The 16,347-nt window shown below is 37.2% G+C and carries 18 protein-coding genes; 12 read left to right on the forward strand and 6 right to left on the reverse strand.

Annotation, left to right across the window (positions count from 1 at the left end; all coding sequences use genetic code 11):
- Positions 1 to 225: 225 nt before the first annotated feature.
- Together bdr and LSO06_RS05105 are read left to right on the forward strand one after the other, a co-directional pair.
- Positions 226 to 465 carry a Bdr family repetitive protein gene (gene bdr / locus LSO06_RS05100; RefSeq protein WP_231761026.1) on the forward strand — a complete coding sequence of 80 codons (240 nt, stop codon included), beginning with the start codon at positions 226 to 228 and terminating at the stop codon, positions 463 to 465.
- Positions 466 to 1,241: 776 nt separating this feature from the next.
- Positions 1,242 to 2,012, forward strand: coding sequence for a hypothetical protein (locus tag LSO06_RS05105; RefSeq protein ID WP_231761027.1), 771 nt, complete (start codon positions 1,242 to 1,244; stop codon positions 2,010 to 2,012).
- 8 nt (positions 2,013 to 2,020) lie between these two features.
- Here LSO06_RS05105 and LSO06_RS05110 read toward each other — a convergent pair whose 3' ends face one another.
- The 6 genes from LSO06_RS05110 to LSO06_RS05135 all read right to left on the reverse strand — a co-directional run bounded on the left by LSO06_RS05110 (position 2,021) and on the right by LSO06_RS05135 (position 7,502).
- Entirely contained in the window at positions 2,021 to 2,158 is a 138-nt protein-coding gene (locus LSO06_RS05110; protein ID WP_231761028.1) for a hypothetical protein, read from the reverse strand.
- Positions 2,159 to 2,186: 28 nt separating this feature from the next.
- Positions 2,187 to 2,453 (reverse strand): hypothetical protein, encoded by a 267-nt coding sequence (locus LSO06_RS05115; RefSeq protein WP_231761029.1) that lies wholly within the window; start codon positions 2,451 to 2,453, stop codon positions 2,187 to 2,189.
- 1,032 nt (positions 2,454 to 3,485) lie between these two features.
- Positions 3,486 to 3,947, reverse strand: coding sequence for a hypothetical protein (locus tag LSO06_RS05120; RefSeq protein ID WP_231761030.1), 462 nt, complete (start codon positions 3,945 to 3,947; stop codon positions 3,486 to 3,488).
- 299 nt (positions 3,948 to 4,246) lie between these two features.
- Entirely contained in the window at positions 4,247 to 4,873 is a 627-nt protein-coding gene (locus LSO06_RS05125; protein WP_231761031.1) for a hypothetical protein, read from the reverse strand.
- Positions 4,870 to 6,477, reverse strand: a complete 1,608-nt coding sequence (locus tag LSO06_RS05130; protein ID WP_231761032.1) for a plasmid maintenance protein — start codon at positions 6,475 to 6,477, stop codon at positions 4,870 to 4,872. The genes LSO06_RS05125 and LSO06_RS05130 overlap by 4 nt, the downstream gene beginning before the upstream one ends.
- A 506-nt stretch (positions 6,478 to 6,983) precedes the next feature.
- The gene (locus LSO06_RS05135) at positions 6,984 to 7,502 is read right to left on the reverse strand and encodes a hypothetical protein (protein ID WP_231761033.1); all 519 of its coding nucleotides are present in this window, start codon (positions 7,500 to 7,502) and stop codon (positions 6,984 to 6,986) included.
- Between the two features lie 361 nt (positions 7,503 to 7,863).
- On the opposite strand from LSO06_RS05135, the gene LSO06_RS05140 reads away from it, so the two are divergent.
- The 10 genes from LSO06_RS05140 to LSO06_RS05185 all read left to right on the forward strand — a co-directional run bounded on the left by LSO06_RS05140 (position 7,864) and on the right by LSO06_RS05185 (position 16,310).
- Positions 7,864 to 8,235, forward strand: a complete 372-nt coding sequence (locus tag LSO06_RS05140; RefSeq protein WP_231761034.1) for a hypothetical protein — start codon at positions 7,864 to 7,866, stop codon at positions 8,233 to 8,235.
- A gap of 32 nt (positions 8,236 to 8,267) precedes the next feature.
- Complete coding sequence (locus LSO06_RS05145) at positions 8,268 to 8,975, forward strand: DUF261 family protein (RefSeq protein WP_231761035.1); 708 nt, start codon at positions 8,268 to 8,270, stop codon at positions 8,973 to 8,975.
- A 158-nt stretch (positions 8,976 to 9,133) separates the two neighbouring features.
- The gene (locus tag LSO06_RS05150) at positions 9,134 to 9,484 is read left to right on the forward strand and encodes a hypothetical protein (RefSeq protein WP_231761036.1); all 351 of its coding nucleotides are present in this window, start codon (positions 9,134 to 9,136) and stop codon (positions 9,482 to 9,484) included.
- Between the two features lies 1 nt (position 9,485).
- A complete protein-coding gene (locus LSO06_RS05155) occupies positions 9,486 to 9,875 on the forward strand; it encodes a BBA14 family lipoprotein (protein WP_231761037.1) in 390 nt (129 codons plus the stop codon).
- Positions 9,876 to 9,878: 3 nt separating this feature from the next.
- Entirely contained in the window at positions 9,879 to 12,791 is a 2,913-nt protein-coding gene (locus tag LSO06_RS05160) for a right-handed parallel beta-helix repeat-containing protein (protein WP_231761038.1), read from the forward strand.
- Positions 12,791 to 13,585: a hypothetical protein gene (locus LSO06_RS05165; RefSeq protein WP_231761039.1), complete on the forward strand. Its 795-nt coding sequence runs from the start codon at positions 12,791 to 12,793 to the stop codon at positions 13,583 to 13,585. The genes LSO06_RS05160 and LSO06_RS05165 overlap by 1 nt, the downstream gene beginning before the upstream one ends.
- Before the next feature lie 4 nt (positions 13,586 to 13,589).
- Complete coding sequence (locus tag LSO06_RS05170) at positions 13,590 to 14,381, forward strand: hypothetical protein (RefSeq protein ID WP_231761040.1); 792 nt, start codon at positions 13,590 to 13,592, stop codon at positions 14,379 to 14,381.
- An 11-nt stretch (positions 14,382 to 14,392) separates the two neighbouring features.
- Positions 14,393 to 14,773: a hypothetical protein gene (locus LSO06_RS05175; protein ID WP_231761041.1), complete on the forward strand. Its 381-nt coding sequence runs from the start codon at positions 14,393 to 14,395 to the stop codon at positions 14,771 to 14,773.
- On the forward strand, positions 14,770 to 15,120 hold the full coding sequence (locus LSO06_RS05180) for a hypothetical protein (protein ID WP_231761042.1): 351 nt from the start codon (positions 14,770 to 14,772) through the stop codon (positions 15,118 to 15,120). The genes LSO06_RS05175 and LSO06_RS05180 overlap by 4 nt, the downstream gene beginning before the upstream one ends.
- 2 nt (positions 15,121 to 15,122) lie before the next feature.
- Entirely contained in the window at positions 15,123 to 16,310 is a 1,188-nt protein-coding gene (locus LSO06_RS05185; protein WP_231761043.1) for a PBSX family phage terminase large subunit, read from the forward strand.
- The last annotated feature ends 37 nt before the right edge of the window (positions 16,311 to 16,347 follow it).

A 16,347-nucleotide genomic window follows, 5' to 3' on the forward strand; every position in this document is an offset into this window, starting at 1 on the left:
ATTTAGTACAGATGTGTTGACTGGTGCTGCACGAAAATATACTCTTGCTACACTAAAACTTACTCTTGTTGCACGAAAATATACAAAAGATGTTTGTTAAGTTTTGAAAAAGTACAATTGATGCACAAAAATATACACTTGTTGCATTTTCCTTGTGTTAAGTATACTTCTACTATTTGATAATAACAAGTACTAATGTTATAATTATTTTGAGGTCATTTCAAAATGCAAGCACAATCTTTAAATACTGAAGTTCTTACTAGACAACATGTAACTCAAGAAATTATTTATGATGAGTTTGTAAAGTTAGGCATGCAGAAGTTTGTTGCTGATGACTTATCTAAACGGTACTATCACAATGAGCTTACTTATAAGGACTTGGAATATTTAGAAGATAAATTCGGCTTGTTACTGGAAAAATTTAGAGGACAGATTAAAGCACGAGATTGCTATTGTAAGGACTGAAATTGCTGCTGTTAGAACTGAGTTGAAGAATGATATTGCTAGTGCTTCAAAGTCAATCAAGTGGATGTTTGGTACTATTATTACATTTATTATTGGTCTTTTCTTAACTTTAATACCAATACTTTATACCCTGCCTAAGGGATAATTCTTTGATAAAACACTTATTAATGCTATAATTATTTAAGTCACGATCTAGTCTTTAGGACTGCTTTTTTAATAAATGCACTAAAGCAAGAAGTTTTTATAAGAAAATATAGTCACTTTAATAAGTGGCTATATTTTTTATTTAAATGAAGAAGCAGCAAAAACATGAATGGGTGGTCTTTAGAAAGACCTGCCGCCTCTACTTGAGAAAATATGTGTTATAGAAATTGTATTCTATAGTAAGTAAGTATATCTAAATAATGAGTAAAAACATAAAAGTGCTCATGTTTTTATTTAAATGAAGAAGCAGCAAATCATGTGTGTCAAAAACAAGCTCTGCCGCCCCTAACTGAAAATGCAAAAACTTACTTATTATAAAACTTCTTTATAATAAGTAAATATCTAAAGTGAGTAAATATATTTAGTATATATCTAGTAATATATCTCTAAATAATGAATAAAAACATAAAGTGCTCATGTTTTTATTTAAAAAGGAAGCACAATATCCATTCTAAGTTAAGATCCCCCTAATACTACTACTCCCTTGGGTACTATTTAATAAAGAGTACAAGCTTAAATGAAAGAGTTACATATTTGATGTTGCTACACAAATGAGGTATACTTCCTAATAAATGCTTAATTTATTCTCTAGTTTTAAAACTATTTTTAGAAAAAGAAAAGAGACTGAGTTTGTTGACATGCCTCTTTTTGTAAATCCTGACCAGTTTATTAAACTGGCTGCGTATTTACTAGAATCAAGTAATACTAAATTTAATCTAATCGGTTTGATGATGGCTACTGGTGTTCCTTTTTCTCATATACGACATAAGGTTATGGTTAAGCAAAAGGATAGCAAGACTATTGTTTACAAATCAGATCTTATAGAAGAAGAGATTACAAGACATACTCTTTGCGATGCTGGTGTTGTCGTTGCTGTTATGCGATCTCTTGTTTATAAGAACACCGATTCTCATATTATTGCTTGGAAGCTTAATAGGATAATTAAACACTTATTTAACAGCAATATTACTATAAAGACTTTAAGTAAAATATACGATGTTATTCTAATCAAACAATCAGGGTTGCCTGCTCGTACTCAAGGGTGTGGAATAGAACTAGTTGATATTGATACAATAAACCTTGCAAGTAAAATAGAGTATATAGACTCGTTTAAACCCATACAGATAAACAAAGCTAACCTATCTCATTATAAGATGAGTGACTCGCGTTTTAAGAAAACCATAGCTCGTTTAGTAGAAGAATTCTTAACAGAGGATGATGGTACTCAGAAGACAATCCACACACTTAATACCTATCTTAGGATTAAAACAGAAGAGAAAGGCATTAACTACAGATCTACTTATAGACAAAGAAAACACCTCTTATCTCGTCTTCTGCACTAGCCTAAATGCTAATCATCTTCATCCTGCATGTTACTCAGACTAAATACATTTAGGATACCAAACCCCACAAAAGCCCCCACTGCAACAGCAAGCAGTAAATAAATTAGCAACATAACTTCCAAAACATTAATTTCCCTAACCACCATTTAGGGACAAAATCACTAATAGCTTATCTTAAAAACTTCCCAAAGCACCCCTAACCATGAAAAACAGGTATAGCATATACACGTAAGCTAGAACCGCTGTAAGGAAAAGAGAAAGTATTAGAACAATAAGAACTACCCTTAAGACTTGAAACCTAAATTTAGTTTCCCTAGCTTTAGGGGACCCCTGATTCTTCTTTACTAAGGCCTCAAACTTCCTAAGCCTTCGCTCTAACTCTTCTTTAATCTCATCTTGTCTAGCTTGCTTAAGGAAAGACTTTCTTACTAGTAAGAGCATAGGAACTCCAAACAATATAATTACTGGAGTATACACAAGTAATTCACCGCCCAGCGTTAATAAAAAGCTCATGTAACTACCTATTAGAAAGAGCTAGTAGAGACCTAAAGCCCTGCTAGAGCAAGCAACTCCCACTCATACTCCACAAACCCATACCCGCTCTGCAAGCACATAAACATGCCCAGCATATTCAACCAATTAAACCTTCTCATACAAACACTCCAGTGGCATTGCAACAAAACCGCACTGCCTAAAAGATTTATAAAGTAAAGGATACCTCTTAACTTACCAACTTCAATACTTTTGTTAACTATAATTTAATTAGGACTTGTTTTATTTAATTATTAAGTTATAATTGCAAGGTAAGGATTACTAATCCTTGCCTTACCCAATATAGCTATTTTTACGCACGAAGCGGTCGGTTTTTCGTATAGAGCACAAAACCTATTGGGGGCGCCAGCTCCCGACCGCCAGCTTAGTGCGTGCGTTAACAACTGCATTTAGGCTTCTCTTTTAAGGCACTCTTACTTTTTTTGCTCTAAAAAATTAGGCTATTTTTTGTTTTTACTCACTATTTGGATATAGTTTTCTATATAGACTTAGGTAATTTCGTGTATAACAGACTCGAAATGCTGGAATATATGTTGTAGATCCTTATGGTCCCTTAGGGACCCTAAAGGGGACTTAACTCTCTTATCTCTCAAACTAATAAATTTCAACTTAGAGATTAAGTCCTCTTTTTTTTTATTATCTTGTTTAAGTAATATGGAGTTGATAAGGCTGTTTTATGCATTACTGGGTTTTTTGATAAAAATTAGGCTATTTTCGTGTTTTTGCTATTTATTTGGATATACTTACTTCTACATATAATAAACCTATTATACTGAAATCCTTTAGATTTCACATGATGGAATCCATAACCGACTTGGTACTTTGATTTATCTCGAGGTACTCTTAATTAAAACACTTAACAGCAGTGCACTTGCATTGCTGTTCTCTTATACTTGGCAACTAATAGATTTACCTTAAACCTCAAGCCTTCTTAACAACACGCCGTAGAAGCACTCTTGTCTTCTTAAGCTTAACAACAGCCTTCTTTACTACAGCCTGTTTTACTGCAGCCTTCTTCTTAAGAGCATCCTGTCGAGGCGCCCCTAAAAACTCCTCAGCCCTAGCTTTTAAAGTCTCTAAAGACTGCTTATCTTGACAAAAGATATTTAAATTGCCATCTAAGAAATTAATATCAAGACCATAACTGATGGGGGTTTTAAAGAAAGTACAAGAGATAAACTCGCCATTTGTCCCATCTCTAGTAAAGAGATAAAAATACCTACTACCTTTATCATCAGTCCTTTCAAAGAAAATCTTTAACCACCTCTGATCTGGATCAGCTTCAATTGAGATTAACTTTTCATAAAGATGTGATCTATAAATCTTCCTATTCCCTTCAGTAGTAGAAGACCTACCAAAGAAATAAAAAAACCCTGCTTGCATACAAATATTCTCTTTTGTAAAAATTACCTACTCACCTTACTGCAAAGTAAGTCCCTATACATACCTATTTTCAAACACTTTCCTTAAGCATTACAGAATCCTGTTGATAAGTTTCTAGTTTAACACTAGATACATCTATTAAACCCATACTATATTATACAATATATAGCAATACTAATTAATAGCCATGTGGAGTTACTAGTAAAAAATATTAGATTACGATTTATTTGACAATAATACTTGATAATACTTATTATTAAATACTTTTCTTTAAAAATAATACTAGTTATCGGTGAATCCTATGAATCTTTTCCCTTTTCTTTTCTCTTAAGAGCAGGCTTTGGTTGTAGTTCTTCTTCTACTCTTGCATCTACTCTTGCTTCTAAATCAGGAGCTTGTTTCTTCCCTTTCCTAACAGGTGCGGCGCTCCTATCTTGTAGTGGTACAGCTACTTGCTCTTGTTGTGGTACAGCAAGTGGATCAACGTCCTCTTGTTGCAATGCTGCATGCGGTGCTGCAGGCTGCACATCTACTTGCTGATCTTGTTGTAGTGCCTCTTGCTGCTGCGGCACTGGTTCTTTGACTGGAGCTGCTTTAACTAGTCTAGCGATAAATATTTCCTTAAAATCCTTATAAAGGGCATCAAGTATGGTATTAAACCTGAAACAACTCTTTGTTTCACATAAATATTCATTATCCTGTTTCTTAACTACAATATCACCTCTAGCCTTGCATTTCTTTTCAATCCATTCAAGCACATAAGCATATATGTAATCCCAATTCATGTCTTGTGCAGTAAGGACTGGAAAATTAGTAATACTAGCATCCTGACTCTTCTCTTGTATGTCACGGCTCTTGTAAATTTTCCAAAACTTATCTCTTCTAATCCAAGCCTTTACTGCTACGTGTTTAGGTCTAAACCTCATCTTACCTCCCTTAAAGTGCTGCTTTTAAAGCCTTTATTTACAAAAATGTTACTTCTTTGATGTGTAATACTCTCTTTTGGTGTTACAAACCCACCACAAGCCCCTCGCGGCGTGTAGTTTTTTTTAAGTCTATCTAGTATGTTGTAGTAATAAGAATTATTAAGAATTCCTTTATAGCTTAACTTATCACCAAGAGAATTCATATAAAGCCTTACCGTTTTTCTTAAGTCACTTGAAGCTAGATTTGGAAAACATTTCCTATAAGGACCCCTTTCTAGTGAGTCTATTAATACACTAAATATGATGCTTCTAGTTTCCTTATTAACTTCTATTGCTTTACCTTCTCGTTTACTCTCACTATTCTTAGCTTTATACTTATCCTTAAACCTTAATTCCCATATTATGTGATAGTCACTAACAACTTCATCTTTCCTCTTCATCATCATCCATATTTTCCTCTTGTACCTACTAATAAATTGTTCTTTAAAGTTACTAGCGATATCTTTAATGCTGTATTCCTTCTCATACTGTTTAAGTGCTGTCTCTAAGTTAAGCATTGCATTGATGTAGGTTGCTTCATTAATGCAATGCTTACTAATCTCATTCATGTACCTACTGCTTATTTTATACTCAACAGCAAGCCTGCTTACTACTCTCCCTCTCTTTACTTGAGTCGTGTTTACTTTTTCTAGTCTTTTTTCTTTATTCACTTCTATAGAATTCTTACTATAGTTATTATTAGGTTTCATAGGATCCGATACCCTCCCATGCGAAATTGCTTGCTGCTGCTTAATGCCTTCCTTTTGCTTCTTATCCGATTTATTCGATTTAGTTTCCAAACTAGCCTTTAGCTTCCTAGATTTCTTTTCTTTCTTTTCTTTAGCTACTCTCATATTGATCTCTTCAGGTGTTATTACTTCACCAGCTACTTCACTTATTACTTCATTAGCTACTTTACCAGCTACTTCACTAATGACTTTACTTACTACTTCATTTAAACTGATTGTACTTTCATCGACATTTATTGCTTGATCTGTATCGAACGGATTTTGATCAAATTTTACACTAGCAATATGCTCATCAAAATCCCCAATGATAATCTTATCTTTAAGTCCCTCTATGAGCTGTTTTTCTAAATAAGTATCAATTATTTGTTTGTATTTGCTTGCAAGCTCCATGTTTTGCATATAAAAGGAAGTGCTTCCCTTATCCACACCAAATCGTATAGTTACTGTTTTAAGTAATCCCATTTGGTTTAAAAGCTTTATGTCGTTTTGTATGGTGCGTTTGCTTACTTTCTTCTGTCCATCTCTTTCTAGTAAGTCCATGCATATTAAATAGATATCAGAAGCAGAATATCTTTGATTTAAATGCTTATATTGCTTGTTCTTAGCATTAACTGTCCAGTATATCTTATGAAGCCTATCGCCTCTATAAGACTTGCGTTTTATGATATCCTGAACCTGAAATACCTTAATCTTGCCACAACTAGCTGCATCCTTGCTCTCATTAAGCTTCATAAGCCTGTTTAGTAATAAATCTTCACGTTTTTTCTTATTTGGGGTGGGTTTAGTATTGTATTTTTTTCTGTGGTCTGTTATCATTTACCTACCTATTTGCCCTTCGAGACGGTTGGGATTTTTATTAGTGTCTCGAGGGTTTCGTTCAGTCTTAGCTATCAACTAAGACTTTATTTTTTTGTTATCTAATTATAAAGGTACGATCTAATCTATGCAATACGAAACTATCTTTTTTCCATACCTTACCACTAATTCTAGTAAACGGTTGATTTAATATTTTCATAGACTAAATACTATACCAATCACGCCAATTTATCAATAAATGCTAGGATAATTTTATTGAATTATTAAAGATTTAATGAAATACTAATAAACATAAATAGCTAGTTAATAAATTTAATTTAATTACTTTTAATAAGTTATCAACTAGCTACTTTTCTTTTTTTAAAAAATATTAAATTTAGGCAAGCCTAAATATCCTATATAGGATCTTAGTTTGATTGCTTGAGGTTTTAACTCTTATGGTGTAGATTAAATATCTTTTTTTTCTTTATTGTTTTTAGAGATATTGCTTACACCCCTGACTGAATTTACCTCGATATCCTCATTATTTGCTTTAGAAATAGCATCGCCTTCTGTTTTTTTGCAGCCAACAACTCCTGCACTTGATTTTTAAGCTCCTGCACTTGATTTTTAAGCTCCTTTATTTCCCTATCTCTTTGTGCAAATCTTCTATCTACTTTTTTTTCTACGTTTTTTTCTACGTTTTTTTCTATATTATGCTTAAATAGAGCTAGAGAAAGATCTGTGTCAGATTTGTCTTGTTTGTCTTGTTTTTGATATTTTTCAATAACTTTATTGACATCTTGTATGATTCCATAGACTTGCATTTGAATTCTTTTTTTAACATCATGACGATGAAGGTTATCCACTAAAAGAGGGATTACGTCCTCTGGAAGGTACTCAACGCCTTTAAACACGATAAATGCATTAATCTTACGTGCTTTAGCGCTTAAATTATGAGGCATAATTTTGTAGTTGTACTCCGATTCAAGTATTTCTGCTGCCTCTTTAGCTTCAAATAATTTAATTTCATCTATAACTTCCATAAAAACTCCTGATTATTATACAAAATTCAATATACTTATAAGTATATTTCATTATAAATATTATTATAATGAAATATATAATTAAATTTATAACAGTATTTATAATGAAATTTATTTATAATATTTGATATAAAGGCATAATTACGCGTATTAGTAGCTTTTAATTTTATTATAATGAAATTTTTTATGAAAAAGACATCAAATATTTGCTTTTACCAAATATTTGATGTAGTTTGTGTGGTTAATTGTTTTGTAATTTAATGATTCTATAACAAGGTTCCATAAAAGAAACAAGGCGGGCGCCTCATTTTTGTGGCTTGCTGCGGGGATGAGGTTACTGTTTATCATGGGAGGTATTTAGGTGAGTACTGGAAAACAGCTAGGCATTATTGGAAGCATAGTAACTGCAGTATTCTTAGGAACATCCGGACTTGGAACATATGCAACATATGCACTTAAGGGATTTTTATCCGAATTTAGACAAGAGATTCTAGATTTAAGAAGAGACCCTGTGCTTGAATCCTCACTAGATACCCTTAAGGGCAGGCTTGAGGTGTTAAAACACCAGCTTACCGATTTAACAGACGAGTTTACTAGCCAGCGGGATGCACATAGAGAGCTTGCAAACAGTTTAGGCAAGCAAAGAGTAGACATCGTAGCTATTAAACAAGAATTGGTGCGTTTAACTAGTCTTATTAGTGAAGAGACGAGACATAAAAGAGACGAGACATAAAAATATTTAAGAATAAAGAAGAGACATTTAAAATGAGAGATAAAATATTAAAGTTTATTTACCACATGCTCTACGGAGCACTTAAAGACTACTTCTTACGTAAGCACAAATCTGAACTGCTTGAAGGCGCGTGTCAGCAGGCGCGGGGGCAGGCTTTAGTGGTAAGTCGTGTGGTTGAGGTTGAAAAGCATAGGCTTGTACTGCCCTTACAGCACAGCTTTAGAACAAATAGTCCTGTTATTGCTGATTATGGCTGCTATTTTCTATGCATACTATTCTTAGCATTAGTTGTAAAAGAGATTAAGGACGGGGTTGAGAAGTGTTTTGATAAGTTTGAAGTTGACCTTCTATATAAAAGTTTAGCATCACTAGGAAGCTTGAGAGCACAAAATTCTTATGTAGAAAGCCCAAATTTAATACTAGCGTGCCTTGGACTTGACGAGCATGTTTGCTACAAGGACAAACACCACGATGTTAGTTATGTAGCAGGGGATGAGGACATGCTTGTTGGTCAGTACAAAGATAATGAGAGTGGGCTGCATCATTTCGTGGTTCTAGGCAGCGGGCGTGAGGTTGTATGGGATTCACTTGGCAACTCTCAAGCAGTAAGGAGTGGCTCCCTTTTAAGTCTACGGGTGTTTAAGCTACTCGATAAGAAGCTCACAGGTCCTGTTAAGGATCGTCTATCTTTTTACAAACAACAATTTGAAAACCTTAAAGAATCACTAGAAGGTATTTAGTTTAGTAACTAGTATGAATTTAATTTAAAGTAGTATTTAAAAATTGTAAAGATTATTTAAAAATCGTTATTAATTAAGAAAGGGTTTAGTTAATATTTTAATGGTTTCTTTAATTAAACGCTGGTTAAAGGTTAATTTAAACCATTAAGGGAGATCAATTGAACATTATAAAAAGTGTTAATAGGATCCTCGATGCTGCAGCACAACAGCAGGCTATAGTTGATAAGCTTGGTGGTGAGGCTGGTGTTGTACTTGCAAAACAGGGTCTTGATATTACAAATGCAGTAATAAATTTCGTCACCTCTGTTCGGGATCATATAGAGCAGGCTAACGAGAGGAAGGCAGCACAGCTCATTAAAGCAAAGCTTCAGGCTGCCATAGACATAGCAGACAAGGCCGCAGCAAGTCTGCACTCAGAAGGTGGTTGGGAAGCTTACGATAAGCTTATAGCGGAGCGTGGTCGTGCTGGTAAGGAGGCTCTTGGACGCCTTGAAGAGGAGGATGCGTAGTATGTTTAAAGACAACAAACTTATTTTAATACCACCGGTGTTGCCGTTGCTACTGCTCCTAATAATCTCATGCCGCAGCATAGCAACGCTACCACAAGAACCCAGCATGCAGGCTGGTGAGGATATTGAAATATTAGTTGCTAATGAAGCTGAGCTTTACAAGTATTGCTTAAAACTTAATGCATGGCTTGTTGATGCTAGGAAGTACGTAGGTGATTACTACCCATCAGAGCAATTTCCATACTTTGGAAATTTTGATCCAGAGTACCAAGGCGGGCTTGGTGAGGCTGGCCTTAGGGCTCGAATTGCTTACTACAAGAAATATGCAGAAGAGAGCAAACCTATAGCTAGGAGCATTTATGCTAAGTACAGCAAGACTAGCTTGGAGTAGCTAATGCCTGAAGAAGAAGTAGCTGCACAACCAGAAGTAGTTGAAGCTGAGGCAGCCCAACCAGAAGTAATTGATCAAGAGGCAGTTGATGAGAGGACACGCGAGGACTCAACTAGAGTAGGTGGTGCAGCTGGTGTGCCTCTTGAGGTGCCTGAGGCTCCTGATGAACTTAATCCTGATGAGCTTGAAGAAGAAGAGCTTTCGTGTGGTGAGGATGAGCTTGATATCGTGTTCTTCACAGACGAAGGACAGCTCTTTGATCTTACTCCCTACACTGACATTACAAGCGTGACACTGGAGCAAAGGATTGTAGACCCCACACTCAAGACAGCCTCAAGCGTGTTCAAGTTTGCAGCAGCAGGTCTTTCAAATGAATTTCTCAACTTTCTATTCTTCAGACAGGACGACATATTTGTAGTAGTAAAGGAGGGCAGCAGCCCTCTATTTGCTGGAATACTGGAAAAATTCTTTACAAGAGAGGTACTAGAGGCAACCGCATCTATTAGCTTTACTGTAAATGATTATTCCAAATTGCTACGTATCTCGTTTGAGAATCCAGTACAATTCCCAGTCAATTTTGCTCCTGATTGGCTTTACGTGTATAACCCTTACACGCAAGACCAGTCAATAGTGCACCTGATACTTGCCAAGACTAAACTAGCTAATTCTGTTGATAATGAAGCTTCTGAGGCTATTTTGGAGCGCGTGCCTGCTGTAATTATTGATAGTGGAGAGGACGTTGAGACAATTCTATCGGCTCTTCTTTACGAATTTGGTTATGCATACACATTCACGGGAGCAGGCAAGCTAGTAATACTGCCCATATGGAGATCAGAGGTAGTAAAGCGTGAGGTGCAGCTTTGCAGTATTGACGCTGCAAGCTATGTCTGTTCAAAAAGCAGCGCTAGTAGCTATGATTCAAATCGCATTATTTGGCGGCAGGGCCAGTTTCAAGCTAAAAGCGAGGCAATAGCAAAGAAGCGACCGCTCTACTCAGCACCCATTAACGTGGCAGGCACGGGCGGCGGGATGTATGTGGGTGTGCTGCAAAAGGGAGTGGTTTATCCTGATTTTGCAGACAAGGCTGGCAGTGCTGTTTATCAAGAGTATGATCCTACTTGGTTTGATACTGCATACAAATGGGATTTTACCAGACATGAAGTGTGGCATGATAAGTATGCTTTAAATGAAAACTTAGCAATAATATCAACACATAATCTTGAGGCAAGGTTTAGTGCTGACTCAAGTATCAAATTAGTGCATGAGGAGTACTTCCCTACAAAAGCCAAATTATGGTTTGTAAATGAATCAACCTCTCAAGGATCAAAATACATATACTACTTTGATATTTATGGGGATGTTTTCTATACAACCGTACGCAACATAATGCAAACTGACAATGCTGATGATTTTTATGCTAAACGAGCTGAGTATGCAACAAGGTTCATATTTGATCCAGACTCAGCAGTAAGGCTCTTTGACTTCCTAACTAACTTAAGAGTTAAGGGACACACGATAGTCAATTTTAAGTCAAAACAAGAACTACAGCTTACAGATTTCGTCAGGCTTAAGCTTGAGGATGAAGAGCTTGACCATTTCTTCTTAATACTTTCAAAAAAATATGTGCGTTTTGATATGCAAACTCGCTTCTTTGAGTATGAGGGACTTACATGGGGGGATTACTCCCATTATGATTACCTGACTACATCTAAGCACATAGGGGCTGTTGATTCGAAGCTTTTCTTAAGGGAGGTAATAGTGGCTCCTTTTAACCATGATCAATACAAGCAAGACGATGTTTATGAGGATGATTTTTTTGAAGAGCAGCAAGAGAATACAAGACCACACTTTAAAGCTACAGGTTTTAAAGACGAGGAGACAATTAAGCTTGCTATACAGCTTGCAAAAAGAGAGGGTGTAAACAAGATCAGGCTACTTGCAGGTGACTTTTACTTCTACACACCCCTACTGCTTGACAACCTTGAACTTAAAGGTGATAGCAAAACAACAGTATATACTGGTGGCTTTGCTACTAATGTATTTAGTGCACAAAAGGCTTTCAAGATGACAGGGTTTAGTGTGTGTCAGTCTCGCATGAGTGAGCTCTTAATAAGTGGTGGCAAGCTTGCTGAGTACCCACAGCCGGAAGCTGTTTATGAAGTTGTTGATGCAGTAGGCGCAGTAGTAGAAGACGCAGTAGAAGCAGCAGCAGTAAATGCACAAGACGCAGTAGAAGCAGTAGATGTAGCATTACTAGATCAATGCGATGAGTACCTGTTAGGCAATAGGTTTGCTGAGGCTGCATCATTAAGTCTTTGTTCCGTTTATGGACTTGTTGAGGAAAAGCGTGCTTCCATTTATGCAACAAACGCTTCCTTTGTTTACCTTAAAGACATGAAGTTTAGTTGTAATCTGGGCACCGCACTACAAACAGAGGGAGTCGAGAAGATTTTACTTGAAGATGCACAGTTTAGAGGCACTGCTGCTGCATGGAGGGTGTCAGGTGTACGTAATATGAACATAATGGACACACAAGTAAGCTCGTCTACTCGAGCAGCCACGGCTAGTGGAGACAATATTTTGATTAGAAATTCTGATTTTAATGGGAATAAGAATGCAGTCAAGCTTTCCAAGTTCTCTAGTGTTAGGGTACAGGGCAGCCAGTTTAGCAACAACTCAGGCACAGCCTTGCAACTTGAGCATGTAAGCAGGGCACGCCTTACTGATAACATATTCACATCAAACGACGTTGGGCTTGCAAGCACTCAAACTCAAGACTTACTCACACGTGATATACATGAGAAGAACAAGATCGCTTTTGTAAAGGAAACCAAACAAGGTGTGCTTAGCAGAGTAGTTGATGCTAATACATACAAAGAGAATACAATAGACACCCAAGAGAGGGAGGTAGCCTAGTGGGGATAAGTGATGAGGATTGGCTTGAGATTAAGAGAAGACTACAAGCTGATAATGTTAAGATCCAGTTTGGAGTAGGAGATGCTGCTGCTGCTGCAGACTACATAGGAGCTGCAGGCGAGCCTATTTATGTAGAAGACCGCGAGGCCTTTGCTGTTTGTGATGGCAAGACTAGTCAGGACCGCATTTACTATCCTGTAAACAAAGGCGTTCCAAAGACTGAAGAGACCATAGATGGGTATCTTAAGCACCTAATAGATACGTGTCTTGACAATACATACCCAAGTTTTCTAACAAATGCTTTCGCTCAAGAGGGATACCCTTTAACTAGAAGCAAGCTCGTTGAGGCTTTCGAGGGCACTAAGAAATTTTGTGTACCAGATGGTAGGAGCTTGCCTGCTGATTGCTATGTAAGGACTAGATTTGGTATAAGCTCTGCACCCAACCTCGTAGGCAGGTTCATGCGTCACTATGATCCTTATGGATCAGCTGACACACCTCGCGGCATTGGATCGCATCAAAGCGATGCCTTCCAAGACCACTACCATGGATTTAGAGAAGATAGCGATGCACTTGATTTTTCGGGTTGGCTTGTTGATGGCTTTAGCGAGCTGAGGCGTTCTGGTGATTGGTCAAGTGGATATTTAAGATTTGTCTACAACATGACACTTACTCAGCGAATCTCAAGATATTCATTCCCAGATGATACTGGACAGGCTGCTAGTGGTAATTACGCTAATGAAACACGCCCTAAAAACCTAACTTACATCTCATTTTACAGGTATGATTGGTGAACTTATGAGCATTAGTAACCAAGATTATGAGGATATAAAGAAAAGAATCCAGACGGCGTGCACTCGAATACAATTTGGATTAGGTGATGCTGCAGCTGCTGCACACTACACAGGGGATGCAGGGCAGCCTATTTATGTAGCAGACCGTGACGAGTTTGCTGTTTGTGATAAGAAGAGCAGCAACGAACGCATTTACTACAAGACAAATAGAAGCGCACCCGTGCTTCCAGATGATCTTGATGCACACCTGCAGCACATGATGCAGTTTTTCTTAAAGAAAACTCCCATTGGCGCCCTTACACCAGAATTTGCTCAAGAGGGTTCAAGATTGACTAAAAACGTATTAATTACTGCATTTAGTAATACAAATAAATTTTGCATACCAGATGGTAGGAGCTTGCCTAGAAGCTGCTACGCACGCCGCGTTTTAGGTATAAGTTCAGCTCCTAACCTCATAGGCAGGTTCCCGCGTCACTATGATTACTCGTATTCTCTAAATTTGGGCACTACACAAGAGGATGCTTTCCAAAACCATAAACATCGTGTCAAGCTTGATGAGTTTAATATAGGTTATGGCAGCTTAATAAATGAGTTTGAAAGGCTGCCTCGCGCTGATAGCTACTACTGGAGCCGCGGTGATTATTTCAGATTTGTATATGATCTAGACACAGGTGATCATATCTCAACATTCTCATTGCCTTACTACACACAAACAGTTAGAGGGTATAGTAACTACGATAGGGAAACACGCCCTCGTAATTTAGCTTACATCGCATTTTATAGGTACGATCTTTAGGATTGAAAGGTATGAGATTTGAAGAGCTAAAAGGGCGGCATTTTGTGAGTATTGCTTCAAAACAAAGAAGAATTAAAAGGGCGGCATTTTGTGAGTGTTGCATAGGTGAATTTAATATGAGTTTTGAGAATCAAGCAAAAGAAGACGAGCTGCCTCCACTAGATGGGACTAGTGATACACGAGAAGTGTTGCTTCAGCAAACAAAAGAGAGCTTAAAAGACTTAAAAGGGCGGCATTTTGTGGCAGCTGAAGAAGATGAGGAGTACACGCCAGATGGGGCATGCAGCTTGTTGCTGCAGGCAACACTTAACAAAGAGGAGCTACAAGAGGAAGTAGAAGAAGATTTACAAGAGGACGATGAAATACTAGATTTACAGGAGAGGAGAATATGAATAATAATGAACCAGATGAATTTGATTACAAGACACAACTTGAGAATTTAATTAAAGAACACTACCCACCCCTAGATGGAGCTCGAGACGCACGCGAGGCCTTACTAGCTGCATTTTTTACAAAGATGGTTGAATTTGCAAACAGTAATGTACTAGCAACAAGCCTGCATGCATTTAGAATGTTCTTCGCAACTCTTGGCATGAGTGACGTTGAGGACTTAATACTAGACATTATTAGAAAAGAAAAGCTAATACTGGGTAATAATGACTTTTTTGCAAACAGCGCCACAACAGCTGCATATACTGAAGATGAGATCGCTAGACTACAAAAAAAAGCAGAGGAATAAAGGTGCAGTTTAAAAGACTTCCAGTTTACTTTAATGCATACAAAGACAAACCCCAAGCTGAGGTTTTCATATACTACTCAAGCCGTGGTACAGGCAAGACGTATGATATTGCAACAGTTAACCTTGAGAGGAAATTCAGCCCACAGGGTGGTGATACTCTAGCTATTCGTAAGAAGAAAAACAAAACCACAGAATCAATACATAAGGAAATATTAGAATTACTAGCGAGGTACTCTTTAAGAAGAAGATTTAATATTAGTAAGGCAAAAATCGAGACAAAGGACTTAATTTATGGACGCAGGCGTGCATTTGTATTTGAAGGCGGGTACAATACATCCGATCTTAAATCTTATGCACACTTTAAAGACCTCTGGATTGAGGAAGCAAATCAGTTCACAGCTGATGATATCCAGCACCTACTCCCCACAATGCGAGAGCGCGGTGGGCGCGTTTACATGTCAAGCAACCCCGTACCGCGCTCACACTGGCTTTACAAGAGATATATTGCAAATCAAGACGACCCAAGCGTGTGTGTGATTAAGAGCACATACAAAGACAACCCATTCCTCAATGGTGGGGACACGGCTGCATGGCTTGCAAAACAACGCCTTGCTTATCATGGAAATGATATTGGCTACAGAATCGAGGTATTAGGTGAGGAGTTTGAGTTTCAAACAGCAAGACTTATTAAGGATTTCTCTATTTGTGATGCCTCTCTACTTGCAAGGACTGTGGGCAGCTACTACACTGGTGTTCATATTAAAGGCAATAGAGTAGCTTTCCTTGAAGTGCTCATTGGCAGGATTGCATACCTTCCAATAACCATTGTAACTAATGCTGCATGCAAGGTCTTACTTTCAAGAGAAGATTATGCTTGCCAAACACAACGCTTTAAGGGCGTCTTCGTGCTTCCAAATACTCGTGCTGAGCTTGCAAATGTATTCTCTCGTCTTGGTAAGGGTGCATTGCTTGCTCGCAATAAAAATCTTTATGCACTATCCGATTATTTAATCCCTAGTAATTTAAATGTCATCGCAAATGAGGAAACTGAAAGTGTAATATCGGAGTTTAGTGATACTGAGTACTACTACGATGACGATGCTGAGGAGGGTGTTGCTAGAAATATTGTTATGCAAAAGGAGCTTGACTACATTCCAGCTTTCTTAAATGTAGTCTCCATTTTTTCATGAAAAGTAGAACAAAAGGCCGTAAGAGTAAATGTATATG

The organism is Borrelia sp. RT5S (assembly GCF_021165755.1).
Taxonomy (GTDB): domain Bacteria; phylum Spirochaetota; class Spirochaetia; order Borreliales; family Borreliaceae; genus Borrelia.

Coding starts and splice junctions, on each gene's coding strand:
- bdr (WP_231761026.1), top strand. CDS start 226: ATGCAAGCACAATCTTTAAATACTGAAGTTCTTACTAGACAACATGTA.
- LSO06_RS05105 (WP_231761027.1), top strand. CDS start 1,242: ATGCTTAATTTATTCTCTAGTTTTAAAACTATTTTTAGAAAAAGAAAA.
- LSO06_RS05110 (WP_231761028.1), bottom strand. CDS start 2,158: ATGGTGGTTAGGGAAATTAATGTTTTGGAAGTTATGTTGCTAATTTAT.
- LSO06_RS05115 (WP_231761029.1), bottom strand. CDS start 2,453: ATGCTCTTACTAGTAAGAAAGTCTTTCCTTAAGCAAGCTAGACAAGAT.
- LSO06_RS05120 (WP_231761030.1), bottom strand. CDS start 3,947: ATGCAAGCAGGGTTTTTTTATTTCTTTGGTAGGTCTTCTACTACTGAA.
- LSO06_RS05125 (WP_231761031.1), bottom strand. CDS start 4,873: ATGAGGTTTAGACCTAAACACGTAGCAGTAAAGGCTTGGATTAGAAGA.
- LSO06_RS05130 (WP_231761032.1), bottom strand. CDS start 6,477: ATGATAACAGACCACAGAAAAAAATACAATACTAAACCCACCCCAAAT.
- LSO06_RS05135 (WP_231761033.1), bottom strand. CDS start 7,502: ATGGAAGTTATAGATGAAATTAAATTATTTGAAGCTAAAGAGGCAGCA.
- LSO06_RS05145 (WP_231761035.1), top strand. CDS start 8,268: ATGAGAGATAAAATATTAAAGTTTATTTACCACATGCTCTACGGAGCA.
- LSO06_RS05155 (WP_231761037.1), top strand. CDS start 9,486: ATGTTTAAAGACAACAAACTTATTTTAATACCACCGGTGTTGCCGTTG.
- LSO06_RS05160 (WP_231761038.1), top strand. CDS start 9,879: ATGCCTGAAGAAGAAGTAGCTGCACAACCAGAAGTAGTTGAAGCTGAG.
- LSO06_RS05170 (WP_231761040.1), top strand. CDS start 13,590: ATGAGCATTAGTAACCAAGATTATGAGGATATAAAGAAAAGAATCCAG.
- LSO06_RS05175 (WP_231761041.1), top strand. CDS start 14,393: ATGAGATTTGAAGAGCTAAAAGGGCGGCATTTTGTGAGTATTGCTTCA.
- LSO06_RS05180 (WP_231761042.1), top strand. CDS start 14,770: ATGAATAATAATGAACCAGATGAATTTGATTACAAGACACAACTTGAG.